This is a genomic window from Meiothermus sp. QL-1, assembly GCF_003351145.1.
Lineage (GTDB): Bacteria > Deinococcota > Deinococci > Deinococcales > Thermaceae > Meiothermus.
Genome location: NZ_QQSV01000004.1, coordinates 151,387 through 168,060, shown reverse-complemented (window position 1 = coordinate 168,060; position 16,674 = coordinate 151,387). Strand labels below are relative to the sequence as shown.

Below are 16,674 nucleotides of genomic sequence, written 5' to 3'. Positions count from 1 at the left end.
TGAGAGTACTTGTGTCCTAGGGAAGAATGTCCTGGATTGTTTATGATGACCGGGTATGGCCCAGACCCCTTCAGCCCTCGTCTCCATCAACGCTATTCGGATGCTGGCTTTGGACGCGGTGGAACAGGCTCGTTCGGGGCATCCGGGAATGCCGATGGGCATGGCTCCGACTGCCTATGTTCTCTGGACCGAGTTCATGCGGCACAACCCCCTAGACCCCACCTGGCCGGCCCGAGACCGCCTGGTGCTCTCGGCTGGTCACGGCTCCATGCTCCTCTATGCCCTTCTACACCTTTCCGGTTACGACCTGCCCCTGGAGGAGCTCAAGCGCTTTCGCCAGTGGGGCTCCAAGACCCCGGGCCACCCCGAGTACGGCCACACCCCAGGGGTGGAGGTGACCACTGGACCCCTGGGCCAGGGCCTGGCTACCGCCGTGGGCATAGCCCTGGCTGAGCGAAAGCTGGTGGCCGAGTTCGGGGAGATAGCCGCGCACCACACGTACGTGATTGCTTCCGACGGCGATCTGATGGAGGGGGTGAGCGCCGAGGCCAGCTCGCTGGCAGGACACCTGGGCCTTGGCCGGCTTATCGTTCTATACGACGACAACCAGGTCACCATCGACGGCAGCACCAGCCTGGCTTTTACCGAAGATGTTCGGAAGCGCTATGAGGCCTACGGCTGGCATGTGGTGGGGGAGGTTGACGGGGAGGACCTAGAGGCAATCCGGGCGGCGTTGCGCCAGGCCCTGGCCGATTCCCGTCCCAGCTTGATTATGGTTCGCTCGATCATAGGCTACGGTTCGCCCCTGGCCGGACAGGCCAAGGCCCACTCCGATGCCATGGGCCCTGAAAAGGTGGCGGCCACCCGGGCTAACCTGGGCTGGCCTCATCCCCCCTTTGTGATACCTGAGGAGGTCTATGCCGACTTCCGCCGGGTTGCAGAGCGAGGAAAGCAGGCACAGGCCGAATGGCAGGCTTGCTTCGAGGCCTTTGCCGCTGCCCACCCCCAGAAGGCAGCCGAATTTCAGCGCAGGCTTGCGCAAAAGCTACCCCAGGGCTGGGCGGCTAGCCTGCCGGCCTTCAACCCGGGGGAGAGGCTTGCCACCCGTGCGGCTTCTGGGAAGGTGCTGGAAAGACTGGTGCCGCTGCTGCCTGAGCTTTTGGGCGGCTCGGCCGACCTGACCCCTTCCAACAACACCCGCACCCCCGAGATGGCCGATTTTACCCGCGACAACCCTTCGGGCCGCTACGTTCGCTATGGGGTGCGCGAGCATGCCATGGGGGCCATTATGAACGGCATAGCCCTGAGCCGCGCCCTGCGGCCGTATGGGGGGACCTTCCTGGTCTTCTCGGATTACATGCGCCCGGCCATCCGGCTGGCGGCCCTGATGGGGGTGCCCACGATTTTCGTCTTCACCCATGACTCCATCGCAGTGGGGGAGGACGGCCCCACCCACCAGCCGGTGGAGCACCTGATGAGCCTGCGGGCCATGCCCAACCTGTGGGTAATTCGCCCTGCGGATGCCAACGAGACCGCAGCGGCCTGGAAGATGGCCCTGGAGCGCACCGAGGGGCCCACCGCCCTCATTCTGACCCGCCAGGCGGTGCCGGTGCTGGAGGGGGTGCGGCCCGAGGGGGTGGAGCGGGGCGGGTACGTCTTGCTCGAGGCCCCAGGGGCCCAGGCGACCCTCGTGGCCACCGGCTCTGAGGTGGCTTTGGTCCTCGAGGCCAGCCGGCTTTTGCTGGCCCAGGGTATAGCGGTACGGGTGGTCTCCCTGCCCTGTTGGGAGGCCTTCGAGGCCCAACCCAAGACCTACCGCGAGGCCGTTTTGCCCCAGGGGCTGCCCACCCTGGCGGTGGAGGCCGGGGCCAGCCTGGGCTGGGAGCGTTATGCCCAGCGTGTGCTGGCCCTAGACCGCTTCGGGGCCAGCGCCCCCTATGCCGATGTGTATTCGCGGCTGGGCTTTACCCCGGAGCGGGTGGCCGCTGAGGCTCGAGCTATGCTGGGGGTGTAGATGTTCGGCGCTGTTTTGGCCAACCTGTCGCCGCTCCTGTTTGCCCTGGCCCTGGGAGCAGCCCTTGTGGGGCTCCTGGTCTGGTTGCTGGCCGCCCAGGGGGCAGCCCAAAAGCGCACCGCCTGGATCTTCTGGGGGGTGGCGCTGGCCTTGGCCCTTGGGGGGCTTTTCAGCCTGTTCCAATCTTAGCACCCGGCACACCCGCCCTTCGGGTTTGGCGGCAGGATGGGGGTGTGCTGGAGCTGCGGGTTGGACGCCCGGCCGAGCCGGCCTTCCTGCGCCGGTTGCAGCAGGGGCGGGTTCCCCGGCGGGTCTTTCTGCGCTGGTTGGGGCAAAAGAGACACCTGCTCGAGGCGGACCTGGCCCTGGGGGGTCGCCTGCTGCTCCTTGGACCCCAGCCCCACCGGTTGGTGTGGGTGAACCTGCTGGCTTTTATGGTGGAGGAGCTGGACTGGCTGGCGGGGCTCGAGCTGCCTCGGGAGCCCCTTTTTCCCTCCCTGAGGCGCCACCTGAGCCTCCAGGAAGACGCGTATGCCAGCGGGGTGGTAGCCCTTTGGGCGCGGAAGCAGGTCTTCTTCCAGCCCTGGAATAGTTTGGTCCCAGAAGGCATGCCCGACTGGGCTTTTGAGGCCTATCTGCGCTGGACCGGCCCCGAGGTGAAGGCCCTGCTGCACGATTTGGGGGGGTTGGTCCTGGAGCTGCTGCCCGAGCTTCCGTCCGGGGCTTTGGAGGCTGCCTTGGAGCAGGCCCTGGCCCTGGAGGAGGGGCTTGGGGCGGCGGCCTCAAAAAAGGCTTAAGTGCGCGCCTTATACTGCGCCCTATGGAAACCCTGGGCCACTACTGGTTGCGGGGCCGCTTGGGGTTGCTGGAAGAAAGCGGGGTAGAGGTCTGGGAGGGCCAGGATACGCGCACGGGCCTAGAGGTGCTGGCCTTCCGCCCGCTTGACGGTACCCCACCGAAGCTGCCGCTGGCCCATGCCCTGCCCTGGGTGGATGCCCTGGAGGCTACCTGGGTGGCGGAGGTGCCAGCGGGGGCCGTGCAGGCAGTCTGGCTTTCAGGCCAGGTGGAACCGGCGCGGCTGGTGCGGTGGGTGCGGCAGTTGCTCGAGGTGTTGGAGGGGGCTCGAGCCCAGGATATCCCGATAGGATACATCTGCCCCGAGCTGCTTTTTACCCGGGGCAGCCGGGTATGGTTGGCGGGGGTGGGGGTGCCCCACCCCGGGCGGCGCTGGGACTACGGCGGGTTTTTGCAGACGGTGCGAGCGATGGCAGGGGAGCTTTACCCCGCCCTACCTTGGCGGGAGGCGCTGGAAGGGTATGCCACAGGGCAGCTCGAGGCGGGGGCTTTGCGGGCGGCGCTCGAGGCGGCAACGGCCGAACTGCCTCCTGTCTCGGCGGCTTTGCCGGTGGTAGAGGTCGCCGAACCCCTGGAGAGGTTGCCGGATGTTCCTCCGCCCAAGCGGATCCGCGTGGAAGAGGAAGAGCGGCTCGAGCCCCCCCCACCCCGCCCCGCCCGCCGGCGCTGGCTTTGGCTGCTTCCTCTGCCCCTGCTTCTGGGCCTGGGGCTTTGGTGGCGAGGGCAGACTGCGCCGTCCGCCCAGCCCACCCAGTACCCGGTGGAGTTTCGCCTCGAGCCCCCCGGCGCTCGGGCCCGCATCGTGGTGCTGGAGGCCCCCGAGGGCTCCAGGATGCCGCTGGGCAGCGAGCTGGCCGAGGTGCCTGGCGCCGTGGTCTTCGACAAGCCAGGGGTTTACCGGATTCGCGTCCTGGTGGCTGGACGCCCACCGGTGGAGTCCCTGATCGAGGTGCCCCACCCGGGCGGTGTGACCATTGCCCTGCGCTAGGCGGCCTTGGAGAACCGCAGCGCCCACCGTATGCTACCGGCATGAGCGTGGTCATCCTCGACTTTGGCTCGCAGTACACCCGCCTTATCGCCCGCCGCATCCGGGAGCTGCGGGCCTACTCGGTCATCCTGCCGGGCACCGCCAGCCTGGAGCGTATCCAGGCCGAAAACCCCGAGGCCATCATCCTCTCCGGTGGGCCGGCCTCGGTCTTCGACCCCCGAAGCCCCAGGCCCGCCCCGGGGGTGCTGGAGCAGGGGTGGCCGGTGCTGGGCATCTGCTACGGCATGCAGTACCTGGCCCAGCACTTTGGCGGCCGGGTGGAGCGGGCGGGGCGGCGGGAGTACGGCAAGGCCCTGCTCACCCGGCATGAGGGGCCCCTCTTCGCGGGGCTCTCGGGCGAGGTGCAGATGTGGATGTCCCACTCCGATGCGGTGACCGAGCTGCCTCCGGGCTGGCAGGTGGTGGCCAGCACCGAGGAGAACCCCATAGCGGCCATCGCCGCCCCCGACGGGCGCACCTTTGGCGTCCAGTTTCACCCCGAGGTGGTGCACAGCCCCAAGGGCATGCAGGTGCTGGAGAACTTTTTGGAGCTGGCCGGCGTGAGGCGAGACTGGACCCCCGAGCACACCCTGGAGGGCCTCATCTCTGAGGTGCGGGCCCGGGTGGGCACGGAGCGGGTTTTGCTGGCGGTCTCGGGGGGGGTAGACTCCTCCACCCTGGCGCTGTTGCTCCACCGTGCCCTTGGCCACCAGATGACTGCGGTCTTCGTGGACCACGGCCTCCTGCGCCTTGGAGAGCGGCAGGAGGTGGAGCAGGCCCTACGGCCTTTGGGCCCGGCCTTGCGCGTGGTGGAGGCCCAGGCCCAGTTCCTCTCAGCCCTCAAGGGGGTCACCGACCCCGAGGAAAAGCGCCGGGTGGTGGGGCGGGAGTTCATCCGGGTCTTCGAGCGGGAGGCCCGGGCTCTTTCCGGCCAGGGCTACCGCTGGCTGGCCCAGGGCACTTTGTACCCCGACGTCATCGAGTCGGCGGGCAGCGGCGAGGGCAGCGCCAACATCAAAAGCCACCACAACGTGGGGGGGCTGCCTCCCGACCTAGAGTTCGAGCTGCTCGAGCCCTTCCGCTACCTCTTCAAGGACGAGGTGCGGGAGCTGGCCTTGCTTCTGGGCCTGCCAGAGCCCATACGGCTGCGCCACCCCTTCCCGGGGCCCGGCCTGGCCATCCGCATCCTGGGCGAGGTGACGCCCGAGCGGCTAGATATCCTGCGCCGCGCCGACGATATCTTCATCTCGGCCCTGCGGGAGTGGAACCTGTACGACCAGGTGGCCCAGGCCGCGGCCATCCTCACCCCCCTGCAAAGCGTAGGGGTGGTAGGGGATGAGCGGAGCTACGGGTACGTGCTGGCCCTGAGGGCGGTGACCACGGTGGACTTCATGACCGCCGACTGGGCCCGGCTGCCCTTGGAGTTCCTGGACCAGGTGGCCCGCAGGATCACCCGCCAGGTGCCCGAGATAGGCCGGGTGGTCTACGACATCACCAGCAAGCCGCCCGCCACCATCGAGTGGGAATAAAGCTCCTCCCCCCAGGCTGGGGGGAGGGCTATTAGGCGGCCTTGGGCTTGGCCCTGCGGGCCTCCCGGGTCTTGTACCAGACCACCAGGGCCGAGACCACGTAGATGGACGAGTAGGTACCCACGATGAAGCCCACGAAGATGGCCAGAGAGAAATCGCGCAGCACCGGGCCTCCCAGGAACAAGAGGGCCAGGATGGGCAGCATGGTGGAGAGCGAGGTCATGAGGGTGCGGGAGAGGGTTTGGTTGATGGAGGTGTTCACCACCTCGTAGTAGGTCTTACCCCGCATGAGCCTCAGGTTTTCCCGGATGCGGTCGGAGATAATCACCGAGTCGTTGATGGAGAAGCCCACAATGGTCAGGAGTACCGCCACGGTGGGGATGGAGAACTCGAGGCCTAGCAGGCTGTACATCCCGGCCACGATGGCCACGTCGTGCCCTACCGCGATTACGCTCGCCACCCCGAAGACCCAGTCGAAGCGGAAGGCCACGTAGATGAGGATGAGCGCCAGGCCTATCAGCACCGCGTAGATGGTGTTGCGCCTGAGCTCAGCCCCGATGGCCGGCCCCACTGTTTCGGACTGGAGCACCGTGGCCCCGAGGCTTTCCTGGAACTTTTTCTCCAGCTCAATCCGCTCGGTCTCGCTCACCTGGCGCACCCGCACCGAGTACTCGTTGCCCGAGACGCTGGAAAGCGAGGTGATGACCGACTCAGCCCCCCGGATCTCAGCAATTCCTACCCCGTCCAGGAAGCTTCGAATCTGCTCGGCGCGCACGTTCTCGGGCACCCGGATGGTGAAGGCGGTGCCCCCGGTGAAGTCGATGCCGTAGTTGAAGCCCTTCACGAAGACCACCCCGGCCGCCACCACCGCCAGGCCCAGGGAGGCTGCGGTCACGTAGCGGCTGGCCTTGAGGAAGTCGATTCGGGTGCCCCAGAGCCAGTAGGGGGGGCGGACCTCGCGCCGCTCGGCGATGGTCTCCAGCAACCAGCGGCTGAAGACCAGGTTGGAAAATACCGAGGTCACCACCCCCAAAGCCAGCATCACCGCAAAGCCCCGTACCGGCCCGGTGCTGTACTGGTAGAGGGCGGCGGCAGCCAGGAGGTGGCACATGTTCACGTCCAGGATGGTGACGATGGAGTGGGAGAAGCCTCCCGGAATGGCCTGGCGGAACTTCTTGCCCAGCTTCAGCTCTTCCTTGATGCGCTCAAAGGAGAGCACGTTGCCGTCCACGGCGGCCCCCAGGGTGAGAATCAGCCCGGCGATGCCCGGCAGGGTGAGGGTGGCTTGCAAAAGGGAGATGGCCGCCAGGAGGAGCACGGCGGTGTAGAGCAGGCCGAGGGCGGCCACCAGCCCCATCCAGAAGCCGTAGTAAGCGAAGAGGAGCACAAAGAGCAGCACAGCCCCGATGGCCCCCGCCCGGATGCCGGCGCTGATGGCGTCCTGGCCCAGGGTGGGGCCGATGGCGCGGGTTTCGGCGACCTCGAGCTTCACCGGCAGCGAGCCCGAGCGGAGCACCAGCGCGATATCCGAGGCCTCCTGCACGCTGCCCAGGCCCTCGATGACCGCCTGGCCTCCGGCGATGGCGGTGCGGATGACCGGGGCGGTGTAGACCTTGCCGTCCAGCACCACCGCAAGCTGGCGGTTTACGTTGGCCCGGGTGACCTCCTCGAACTTCTTGGCCCCTTCGGGGGTGAACTCCATGGAGACCTGCGGACGGCCAAACTGGTCAAAGGTGGCGCTGGCGGTGCGCAGGTCGGTGCCGGTAAGAAGGGGGGGGCCCAGGTCTTCCAGCTTGTAGAGGTTCTTCTCCAGTTCGGCCCGGCGCTCGGCCAGGGCTGAGCCTGTAAGCCCCGAGTTGCGCAGTTGTTCGTTAATCTGGGCCACGGTGAGGCCGCTGGCCCCGGGGTTCACGATGCGGAACTCGAGCCGCGCAGTTTGTCCGATCAGGTCCAGGGCCCGTTGTTGCTGGTCCTGCCTCAGGCCGGGCAGCTCTACGATGATGCGGTCGCTGCCCTGGATCTGCACCAAAGGCTCGGCCACCCCGATGGCGTTGACCCGGTTCTCGATGACCGTGCGGGCTACCTCTATCTCGCTGCGGGCGGTCTGGGCATCGGCGCTCTGGCCCACGGCCTGCAGGGTAATGCGCAGCCCCCCCTGCAGGTCGAGCCCCAGGCGGATCAGCCCATCCCGGGGCAGAAGGGCGTTTTGGGGGTTGCGCGGCTCCCAGGGGCGGAAGAGGCCCACCAGGGCGGCTAGAAAAAGGGCGATGAGGAAGATGGCTTTCCAACGGCGGTTCATATGCGTACCTGATTCAGCAAGGAGGGCTTGGGTCTAAAGGCCGGCTTGGGAAGGCCTTGCCCCTAGCCCCCGTCGGTTTGCAATCGCCGGTATAGGAGGTACAGGGGCCGGGCAGGCAGGGTGGGCGGGCTGCTTTGGAGCTTTGGGGAGGGCCGTTGGGCCGGCGGTGGGGCGAGGAGGCCGCCCAGCGGGGCGGGGGCGCCCTGCTGGGCTGGCTTGGGTTTGGCCTCGAGCACCGGCTGGGGCAGGGAGACCGGGCTCAGGCCCGCTTCGCCGGGGCTGGCTTTTCGCGCAAACCCCCAAAGCCCCGGGCCCAAGGCTAAAAGGGCCAGGGCAGCCAGGGCCAGCCCGCGCAAAGACATCCCCTACCCCGCCGTGACCTCAACCTGCTGGCTCGCCTCCAGGATATCCCCTTCCTGGAAGTCGGCGAAGCCCTCGAGCATCACCCCGCACTCGAACCCCTGGCTCACCTCGCGCACATCGTCCTTGAGGCGCTTCAGGCTCTCGATCTTGCCGCGCCAGATTTCCTTGCCCTTGCGCAGCACCCGGATGTCCGCGCTGCGGGTGATCTTCCCCGAAGTTACCATGCACCCCGCCACGGTTCCCCGGGAGAGCCGGAAGATGGCCCGCACCTCGGCCGTACCCAGAACCTCTTCCTTGAAGACCGGCTCCTGTTGCCCCTTGACCATCCGGCGAATCTCGTCGATGAGCTCGTAGATGATGCGGAAGCTTTGCAGGGGTACCCCCTTTTGCTCGGCCATCTTCCGCACCGAGCCGCTGGGATTCACGTTGAAAGAGAGGATGGCCCCCTCCGCAGTAGAGGCCAGCAGCACGTCCGATTCGCTGGGGGCCCCCACCGCGGCCAGCAGGATGTTTATGCGCACCTTCTCGTTTGACTCCTTGGCCAGGATGTTCTGGATGGCCTCCAGGGAGCCTTGGGTGTCGGCCCGGAGAATCAGGTTGATTTCCCGTTCATCCTCGCGCATTCGCCGCATCAGGTCGGCTAGGTTGCGCACCCGGCTGGTCTCAGCCTGGCGTCTGGCCTGGCGCTCCTCTACCCGCTCCTCGGTGATCTCCTTGGCCGCTACCTGGTCGGGTACCCAGGTAAAGGTCTCCCCAGCGGTGGGCAGCTCGGAAAAGCCCAGCACCTGCACCGCGCTGCCGGGGCCGGCCTCGTTCCGCCGCTTGCCGTCGGCATCCGACATGGCCCGGATCTTGCCCCAGTGCTCCCCCGCCACCACATAGTCACCCACCCGCAGGGTGCCCTGCTGCACCAGCAGGCTCACCAGTACCCCAGCCTGCTTGTCCATGCGCGACTCCAGGATCACCCCCTGGGCCTCGGCCTTGGGGTCGGCCCGCAGGTCCTCCAGCTCGGCCATGAGCAAGATGGTCTCCAAAAGCTCGGGGACGCCCTGGCCGGTTTTGGCCGATATCGGCAGCACCTCGGCGTCCCCCCCATAGGCCACCGGGACGATACCCAGCTGCATCAGGTCCTGATAAACCCGGTTGAGGTCGGCCCCGGGCAGGTCCATCTTGTTGGCAGCGTAGATGATCTTGGCCCCTGCGGCTTTGGCGTGGGCGATGGCCTCTTTGGTCTGGGGCATAACCCCTTCCGTCGCGGCAATCACAATTACCGCAATATCGGCCACCTTGGCCCCGCGCTGGCGGATGGTGGTGAAGGCCTCGTGGCCCGGGGTGTCGATGAAGACCACCGTGCCGCCTTCGGTTTTGACCTCAAAGGCCCCCACGTGCTGGGTGATGCCGCCAGCCTCCTTCTCGGCGATGCGGCTTTTGCGCAGGTAGTCCAGCAGGCTGGTCTTACCGTGGTCCACGTGGCCCATAATCACCACCACCGGTGGGCGGCGGGGGATGGCTTTGCGGGCCTCCTCAGCCCGGCGGGCCGCCTCGGCCACACGCTGTTCGCCGATGAGTTCCTTGACGGCTTGGGCGGTGTCTTCCTCTAGCGTGCTGGCGTGCGACTTGTAGGTCACGCCCATCTCGTCCAGGAGCTTAAGTAGCTCCTCGTTGTTCATCCCCAGCTCTTTGGCGAGCTGATAGATTCGGATCTTGGCCATGTGCACCTCCTTTGGAGTGGTCTGGGTTGGCCAGGTCTTTGAGCAGGGCCTGTAAGGCCAGGGAAAGCTCGGCAGCCCTGGCCCCAGCCAGTCGGCGCAGCTTCTTTTCTGCCCAGCACTCGGGTCTGTCGGGACAGACATAGGCCCCCCGGCCCGGCCTGCGTCCCGTGGGGTCTATCACCGGGCCTGCCTGGGTCAGCACGATTCGCAGCAGCTCGCGTTTGGGCCTGCGCGCACGGCAGGCCACGCACTGGCGGAAGGGGATGTGCTTGGAGGCAGGCATCGGGCTGCTTTACTCGCTGTCCTTGAACAGGCTCTCGAAGCGGTTCTTGGCGTCCTGCGAGACCCTGAGGGCCTCCTCCTTCTCGGCTGCTTTGAGGAAGGCCGCATCGAGGTCGGTGATTTCCTCGGCCTCCTCAAAGTCAATCTCGTAGCCGGTGAGCCTGGAGGCTAGGCGGACGTTCTGCCCCGCCTTGCCGATGGCCAAGGAGTGCTGGTCCTTGGCCACCACCACCCGGGCCCGGGCCTTGCCGTCCTCCCCGGTCTCCAGGGTAATCTCGCCCACCGTGGCCGGCGAGAGGGCGTTGCGGATGAACTCTTTGGGGCTGGAGCTCCACTGGATGATGTCCACCCGCTCGCGTCCCAGCTCTGCCGAGACCGACTGGATGCGCTGACCCTTGTGGCCGATGCAGGCCCCGATGGGGTCCACGTTGGGGTTGTGGCTCATCACCGCTACCTTGCTGCGGCTGCCCGGTTCGCGCGCGATGGCCTTGACCTCCACGATGCCCTCGGCAATCTCGGGCACCTCCTGTCGCAGCAGGTAGCGCAGGAGTTCCTCGTGGGCGCGGGAGACCACCAGGCTGGGGCCTTTGGAGGAGCGCTGGACCTGCTTGAGGTAGACCTTGATGCGCTGGCCAGGGTGGTAGCGCTCGGTGGGGATCTGCTCCTTGGGGGGCATCAGGGCCTCGCCCCGCCCGAGCTCCACGTAGACGTTGCCGCGGTTGTCCACCCGGGCCACGGTGCCGGTGAGCACCTCGCCTTCCTTGTCCTTGTACTCGTTGTAGACCCGGGTGCGCTCGGCCTCCTTGAGGCGCTGGGTGAGCACCTGTTTGGCGATTTGCAGGGCGATGAGGCTGAACTCCTTCGGGTCTATGGGGAACTCCATCTCCTCGCCCACCGCGACCTCGGGGTCGTACTGCCGGGCCGTGGCCAGGTCGATCTCCTTGTCGGGGTCCTGGACCTTCTCCACCACCCGCTTGATTTCGAGCACCTCCAGGCTGCCCTGCTGCGGGTCTAGGTGGACCTCTACCAGAGGTCCCTTGCCCTCCTCCTCCACGTCCTTGGTGCGGAACCCCTTCTGCCGCAGGTAGGCCAGCCTCAGGGCCTCCTCGAAGTTGGCGATGAGCTCTTCGGCGGTGACCCCGCGCTCGTGGGCGACCTGGGCTAGGGCGTCTATGAATTCCTTTTTCACGGGCTTCCTCCTTTTATCTGGGCCGCTCCGGCCATTCAGCTAGGTTGGCTTTGAAGCTGTTGAGCCGCAGCTTGCGGATCTCCCGGTTTTCCAGCTCGAGCTCCACTTCATCCCCTGCTACCCCCTTAATCCGGGCGGTGAAGGGCCCCTCAGGGGTTCGCACCCGGACCCTCAGGCCCATGAAGCGCTCAAAGTGGCGGGCGGTCAAAAGGGGCCGCTCGGGGCCGGGGGACTCCACCTGGAGCAGGTATCGCCCCTGGATGGGGTCGTGCTGGTCGAGGAGGCTCGAAAGGGCCTGGCTGGCCCGCTCGAGGTCCCCTACGCTCACGGGTGCTTCGTCCCGGCGCTCAATGCGCACGAGGAAGACTTTGGAGCGCCCTGCTGTCCGAAGCCCCGCTTCCAGCACGTCGTAGCCGAGCGGGGCCAGGGCTTTCTGGGCCATCTCTTCGAGCCCTTGCGGCAAGCTTGGCCCCCTTTGGGGGTTTTCCGGCTCCACACTTCACCTCCTCCCCCAAGCGAGGGGGGTGGGCTTGCGACCCACCCCCCAGGTGTCTTGGGAGCTATCCCCTTAAGAATAGCACCCTTAGGTGGAAGGGTAAAGCGGGGCAGGCCAAACAGAAAACCCCCCTAAAGGGGGGTTGGTGCCGGGAACAGGACTTGAACCTGCACACCCTTGCGGGCACATGACCCTGAATCATGCGCGTCTACCAATTCCGCCATCCCGGCTCAGGGCCAAACCAGGCAAAAAAGATACTAGCGAGCCCTAAGAACTTCGTCAAGGGGGGGGCTAAGGTTGCCCCCCGCGGGGGTAGCCCGTAGACTTGGCCCTGTGGAGACGCTGTTTCGCCGGAGGCGGGAGCGCAAGCTGGGGGATAGCTTTGCGTTGCGGCTTGTGGGCGTGACCAAGCGCTTTGGCGAGGTCAAGGCGGTGGACAACGTCAGCCTAGAGGTGCGCGATGGGGAGTTTTTCAGCCTTTTAGGGCCTTCTGGTTGCGGCAAGACCACGCTTTTGCGCATGATTGCGGGCTTCGACACCCCGGATGCGGGGCAGATCATCATCGGCGGGGAGGACATGACCAGGGTGCCCCCCTATCTTCGTCCGGTCAACACAGTCTTCCAGAACTACGCCCTTTTTCCCCACATGACCGTGGAACAGAACATCGCCTTCGGGCTGCGCATGAAGAGGCTGCCCAGGGACGAAATCGCCCGGCGGGTGGGGTGGGCCTTGGAGCTGGTCAACCTCACCGGTTACGAAAAGCGCCGCCCCGACCAGATGTCCGGGGGCCAGCGCCAGCGGGTGGCCCTGGCTCGAGCCCTGGTCAACGAGCCGGAGGTGCTGCTTCTGGACGAACCCCTATCGGCCCTCGACCTAAAGCTGCGCCAGGAGCTGCGGGTGGAGCTGATGAACCTGCAGGAAGAGCTGGGCATCACCTTCATTTTCGTGACCCACGACCAGGAGGAAGCGCTGGTCATGTCCGACCGCATCGCGGTGATGAACAAGGGCCGCATCGAGCAGCTTGGCCCCACCGAGGAGATTTACGAGCTCCCCCGGACGGCCTTTGTGGCCCGTTTTATCGGCGATTCCAACCTGATCCCGGCCAAAGCCATAGAGCCTCGGCGGGTGCAGACCTCTTTAGGGGAGTTTGTGTTGGACGATGAGGATGCCCTAACCCCGGGCCAGGAGGTGCTGCTTTCCATCCGCCCGGAAAAAGTCCGCCTCTTCCGCGAACGCCCCAACCTGCCCAACGTGTTCAGGGCCAAGGTGGACGACATCATCTACACCGGTTCGGAGAACCTCTACATCCTTCTGGCCGACGGCCAGCGGATCATGTGCGAGACCCTGAACCACGATATCCAGGAGCCGGGCCACGAGGAGTTCGATTACGACGAGGAGGTCTGGGTGGCCCTGACCCCAGAAAAGCTGGTGGTCATAGAGGAGGGCCTCGATGCGTGAGGCCGCGACGCCCGCTCAGCGCCTGCGCCAGGTCTTGCTCACGGTGGGGCCTGGGGCCTTCTGGCTGGTGGTTTTCGTGCTGGTGCCCACCCTCATCGTGCTGGGGGTCTCGCTGATGAGCCGGGGCAGCCTGGGCCAGCCGGTGCCGCCGTTGGGGCTCCACAACTACGTGCGCTTCTTCTCTGACCCGCTTTTCGCCGAGATTATCGGGCGGAGCCTGTGGATTGGTTTTTGGTCCACCCTCTTCGTGATGGTCCTGGGGTATCCCCTGGCCTTCTACATCGCCCAAAGCCGCTACAAAGAGGTGCTTCTACTCCTGGTGGTGATTCCCTTTTTCACCAACTTCCTCATCCGGGTCTATGCCTGGATTGTGATTTTTCAGAAAGAGGGTCTGCTGAACGCCTTCATTACCGCCTTTGGCCTGCCCCCTGCCGAGCTTTTGCCCTCGATGCTGGCGGTGTACGTGGCCACGGTTTACACCTACCTGCCCTTTTTCGTGCTGCCGCTATATGCGGCGGTGGAGCGGATTGACTGGAGCCTGCGGGAGGCCGCTTATGACCTGGGGGCCCGTCCGGTGCGGGCTTTCCTCGAGGCCATCTTTCCCCAGACCGTCCCCGGGCTTTTTGCCGGATTCCTCCTGGTCTTCATTCCGGCTGTGGGCACCTTCGTGATTGCCGACCTGCTAGGGGGGGGCAAGGTGACGCTGGTGGGCAATCTGATTCAGCTCCAGTTCGGCTCGGCCCAAAACTGGGCCTTTGGCAGCGCGGTGAGCATGGTCCTGATGGCCCTGGTTCTGCTGGGGCTTTGGCTCTACGCCCGCACCCAGGGTGAGCGGGGTTTGGATAGGCTGGTATGAGGCGGCTGCTCGGGCTTTACGCGGGGCTGGTCTTTTTGTTTTTGTACCTGCCCATCCTGGTCATCGTGGCCCTTTCCTTCAACCAAAGCCGCTTTGGGGTGCGCTTTACCGGTTTTACCCTGGACTGGTACGCGCGGCTTTTCGCCAACGAGCGCATCCTGGAGTACCTGACCAACACCCTCATCGTGGCCGTGGTCTCCACCCTGGTCTCCACCGTGCTGGGCACCTTGCTGGCCATTGGGCTGGTGCGCTATGAGTTCCGGCTCAAAACCGCGCTGCGCTACCTTCTATACGTGCCGGTGGTGGTGCCGGACGTGGTGATGGGCATCTCGCTTTTGCTGCTTTTCGACGTGGTGCGGGACCTGGTGGGCTGGCCCAGGCTCTCGCTGTTTACCATTATCTTGGGCCACATCAGCTTTCAGATTGCCTACGTGACCCTGGTGGTGCGGGCCCGGTTGATGCTCCTGGACCCTGCTTTGGAGGAGGCCGCCAAGGACCTGGGGGCCACCCCCTGGCAGACCTTCCGCGAGGTGACCCTTCCGCTTATCCTACCTGGGGTGGTGGCGGGGGCCCTCCTGGCCTTCAGCCTCTCCCTCGACGACTTCGTGATCACCTTCTTTACCGCCGGGCCGGGTTCGACCACGCTGCCTTTGTACATCTACTCCTCGGTCAAGCTCGGCATACGCCCTGAGATCCACGCCCTGTCCACCCTGATGGTGGGGGCTACTATTCTGGTCATTCTGCTTGGGGTGCTCTTCTGGAAGAAACGCTAGGAGGTTAGGGTGAGAAAGCTCTGGTGGTTGCCGTTTGTCTTGGTTTTTTTAGCTGGCTGTGGGCAGGAGAGGAAGGAGCTGCGCCTCCTCAACTGGTCGGACTACATGCCCAAGGAGGTGCTGCAGGAGTTCGAGAAGCGGGAGGGGGTGCGGGTGGTGGAGGACACCTACGACTCCCCCGAGGCCATGCAGTCCAAGCTCCAGGCTGGGGGTGACCGGGAGTACGATGTGCTTATCACCCCAGACTACACGGTGGGTACCCTGGCCAGGGCGGGCATCCTGCAGGAGCTGGACAAGGCCAAGCTGCCCAACCTGAAGAACCTGGCCCCCCAGTTCGCCGACCCGGCCTACGACCCCGGCGGCCGCTACAGCGTGGCCTACCAGTGGGGCACCACCGGCCTGGCCTACCGGGAGGACCTGGTGCGGGGGCCGGTGGAGAGCTGGGCGGTGATCTTCGACCCTGCCCAGCAGGTGGGGAGTTTCTTGCTGCTGGACGAGATGCGGGAGACGATAGGGGCGGCCTTGAAGTACAAGGGGCTTTCGGTCAACACCACCGACCCGGCCAGGCTGGCCGAGGTTCAGGCGCTTTTGCTCGAGACCAAACGGCGCTCGCAGGGCTTTGCGGGGGGAACCAGCATCCGCGACCGGCTGATTGCCGGGGACATCGCGGTGGGCATCGCCTACTCGGGGGACATCCTGGCCGCCCAGGCGGAGAACCCCAGGCTCAAGTACGTGATTCCCAAAGAGGGGGCTACCCTGTGGGCCGATGCTTTGGTGGTGCTCAGGAAGAGTCCCCAGCACGAGCTGGCCTATAAGTTCATCAATTTCCTGCTGGAGCCTGATATCGCCGCCAAAATCTCCAATGCCATCGGTTACGCCACCCCGGTGGCGGCGGCCATGGACCAGATCGAGGAGAAGGACAACCCCCTCATCTACCCCCCAGAGGAGACGCGGCAGCGGCTGGAGTTCCTGGCCGATTTGGGTGAGGAGGGCGAGATCTTCAACCGGGTCTGGGCCGAGGTGAAGTCGCGCTAGCCGAGCCACTCCCGCAGCACCCGCAGGTTGTGGGCATCCTCCTGGGGGCTGCGGGGGGTCTCCAGGATGAAGACCTTTTCCCGCAGGCGGGGCTCGAGGAAGACCGCCTTCAAGCGGGGTCCCATCTGGCCCTGAAGCAGGTTGGCGTGGTGGTCCACCTGCGCCCCCTTGGCCCCCACGGAGTCGTTGAGGTGCACCACCGGCACCCGCTCCAGCCCCACCCGGCGTTCCAGCTCGTCCAGGGCCTCCAGCGGGTCGTAGCCGGCGGCGAAGGCGTGGCAGGTGTCGAAGCAGACCCCCATGGGGGTGCCCTCGATGAGCTCAGCCAGCTCGCCCGGCCGGGCCCCCAGCTTCTCGCCTCCCCCGGCGGTATTCTCAAGAAGCAGCTGGGGGCCTTTTGCTCCTGCTAGGGCCAGCGCCTTCAGGGCGTTCTCGCGGGCCTGGGCCGGCTCGCCCGAGCCGGGGTGCACCACCACGTACTCGGCCCCCAGGGCCTGGGCCTTGACCAGGTCGTCGGCCAGGCTGAAGACGCTTTTCTCCCCCAGCTCGCCCTTGGCGGCCAGGTTGACCAGGTACGAAGCATGGACGACCGTGGGCAGGCCGCCCAGGTTCTCCTTCCAGGCGCGGAAGCCCTCCACCTCGCCGGGGCGGAGGGGGCGGGTCTTCCAGCTCCTGGGGCTTTTGGCGAAGATTTGCAGGGCGGTGAGGCCCAGGAGAGCAGCTTCCCGGGCCGCTCCGGCCACGCCCTGCTTGCCAGCGATGGAGAGGTGCAGTCCGTAGCGCATG

General features: G+C 66.0%; 16 protein-coding genes and 1 tRNA gene. 9 read left to right on the top strand and 8 right to left on the bottom strand.

The window, feature by feature from the left end; translation table 11 throughout:
* Positions 1–55: 55 nt before the first annotated feature.
* Genes tkt through guaA form a run of 5 tightly spaced genes read left to right on the top strand, consistent with a single transcriptional unit; the run spans position 56 to position 5,425 of the window.
* On the top strand, positions 56–2,014 hold the full coding sequence (gene tkt, locus DV704_RS06815) for a transketolase (protein ID WP_114798826.1): 1,959 nt from the start codon (positions 56–58) through the stop codon (positions 2,012–2,014).
* The gene (locus tag DV704_RS06810; protein WP_114798825.1) at positions 2,015–2,203 is read left to right on the top strand and encodes a hypothetical protein; all 189 of its coding nucleotides are present in this window, start codon (positions 2,015–2,017) and stop codon (positions 2,201–2,203) included.
* A 44-nt stretch (positions 2,204–2,247) separates the two neighbouring features.
* Entirely contained in the window at positions 2,248–2,811 is a 564-nt protein-coding gene (locus tag DV704_RS06805) for a hypothetical protein (RefSeq protein ID WP_114798824.1), read from the top strand.
* Between the two features lie 23 nt (positions 2,812–2,834).
* Positions 2,835–3,857, top strand: coding sequence for a hypothetical protein (locus tag DV704_RS06800; RefSeq protein WP_114798823.1), 1,023 nt, complete (start codon positions 2,835–2,837; stop codon positions 3,855–3,857).
* A gap of 41 nt (positions 3,858–3,898) precedes the next feature.
* Positions 3,899–5,425 carry a glutamine-hydrolyzing GMP synthase gene (gene guaA, locus DV704_RS06795; RefSeq protein ID WP_114798822.1) on the top strand — a complete coding sequence of 509 codons (1,527 nt, stop codon included), beginning with the start codon at positions 3,899–3,901 and terminating at the stop codon, positions 5,423–5,425.
* Positions 5,426–5,456: 31 nt separating this feature from the next.
* Here guaA and secD read toward each other — a convergent pair whose 3' ends face one another.
* From secD to DV704_RS06760, 7 genes are all read right to left on the bottom strand, one after another.
* Positions 5,457–7,724 carry a protein translocase subunit SecD gene (secD, locus tag DV704_RS06790; protein ID WP_114798821.1) on the bottom strand — a complete coding sequence of 756 codons (2,268 nt, stop codon included), beginning with the start codon at positions 7,722–7,724 and terminating at the stop codon, positions 5,457–5,459.
* A gap of 62 nt (positions 7,725–7,786) precedes the next feature.
* Entirely contained in the window at positions 7,787–8,086 is a 300-nt protein-coding gene (locus DV704_RS06785; RefSeq protein ID WP_114798820.1) for a hypothetical protein, read from the bottom strand.
* 3 nt (positions 8,087–8,089) lie between these two features.
* The gene (infB, locus tag DV704_RS06780) at positions 8,090–9,799 is read right to left on the bottom strand and encodes a translation initiation factor IF-2 (protein WP_114798845.1); all 1,710 of its coding nucleotides are present in this window, start codon (positions 9,797–9,799) and stop codon (positions 8,090–8,092) included.
* Positions 9,735–10,082, bottom strand: coding sequence for a YlxR family protein (locus DV704_RS06775; protein WP_114798819.1), 348 nt, complete (start codon positions 10,080–10,082; stop codon positions 9,735–9,737). Before DV704_RS06775 ends, infB begins: the two co-directional genes overlap by 65 nt.
* Positions 10,083–10,091: 9 nt before the next feature.
* Entirely contained in the window at positions 10,092–11,270 is a 1,179-nt protein-coding gene (gene nusA, locus DV704_RS06770; protein WP_114798818.1) for a transcription termination factor NusA, read from the bottom strand.
* Between the two features lie 13 nt (positions 11,271–11,283).
* A complete protein-coding gene (rimP, locus tag DV704_RS06765; RefSeq protein ID WP_114798817.1) occupies positions 11,284–11,712 on the bottom strand; it encodes a ribosome maturation factor RimP in 429 nt (142 codons plus the stop codon).
* A 197-nt stretch (positions 11,713–11,909) separates the two neighbouring features.
* A tRNA-Leu gene (locus DV704_RS06760) sits at positions 11,910–11,996 on the bottom strand.
* Positions 11,997–12,099: 103 nt separating this feature from the next.
* Between DV704_RS06760 and DV704_RS06755 the strand changes: the two genes are divergently transcribed.
* From DV704_RS06755 to DV704_RS06740, 4 genes are read left to right on the top strand one after another with little or no spacing between them, the layout of a single operon-like run.
* Positions 12,100–13,224: an ABC transporter ATP-binding protein gene (locus tag DV704_RS06755; RefSeq protein WP_114798816.1), complete on the top strand. Its 1,125-nt coding sequence runs from the start codon at positions 12,100–12,102 to the stop codon at positions 13,222–13,224.
* Positions 13,217–14,080: an ABC transporter permease gene (locus DV704_RS06750; RefSeq protein ID WP_114798815.1), complete on the top strand. Its 864-nt coding sequence runs from the start codon at positions 13,217–13,219 to the stop codon at positions 14,078–14,080. The genes DV704_RS06755 and DV704_RS06750 overlap by 8 nt, the downstream gene beginning before the upstream one ends.
* On the top strand, positions 14,077–14,853 hold the full coding sequence (locus DV704_RS06745) for an ABC transporter permease (RefSeq protein ID WP_114798814.1): 777 nt from the start codon (positions 14,077–14,079) through the stop codon (positions 14,851–14,853). Before DV704_RS06750 ends, DV704_RS06745 begins: the two co-directional genes overlap by 4 nt.
* Positions 14,854–14,862: 9 nt before the next feature.
* Complete coding sequence (locus DV704_RS06740) at positions 14,863–15,888, top strand: spermidine/putrescine ABC transporter substrate-binding protein (RefSeq protein ID WP_233498273.1); 1,026 nt, start codon at positions 14,863–14,865, stop codon at positions 15,886–15,888.
* On the opposite strand, the gene DV704_RS06735 is transcribed toward DV704_RS06740, so the two are convergent.
* Complete coding sequence (locus tag DV704_RS06735) at positions 15,885–16,673, bottom strand: deoxyribonuclease IV (protein ID WP_114798813.1); 789 nt, start codon at positions 16,671–16,673, stop codon at positions 15,885–15,887. The two genes, DV704_RS06740 and DV704_RS06735, sit on opposite strands and share 4 nt — an antisense overlap.
* Position 16,674: the final 1 nt, after the last annotated feature.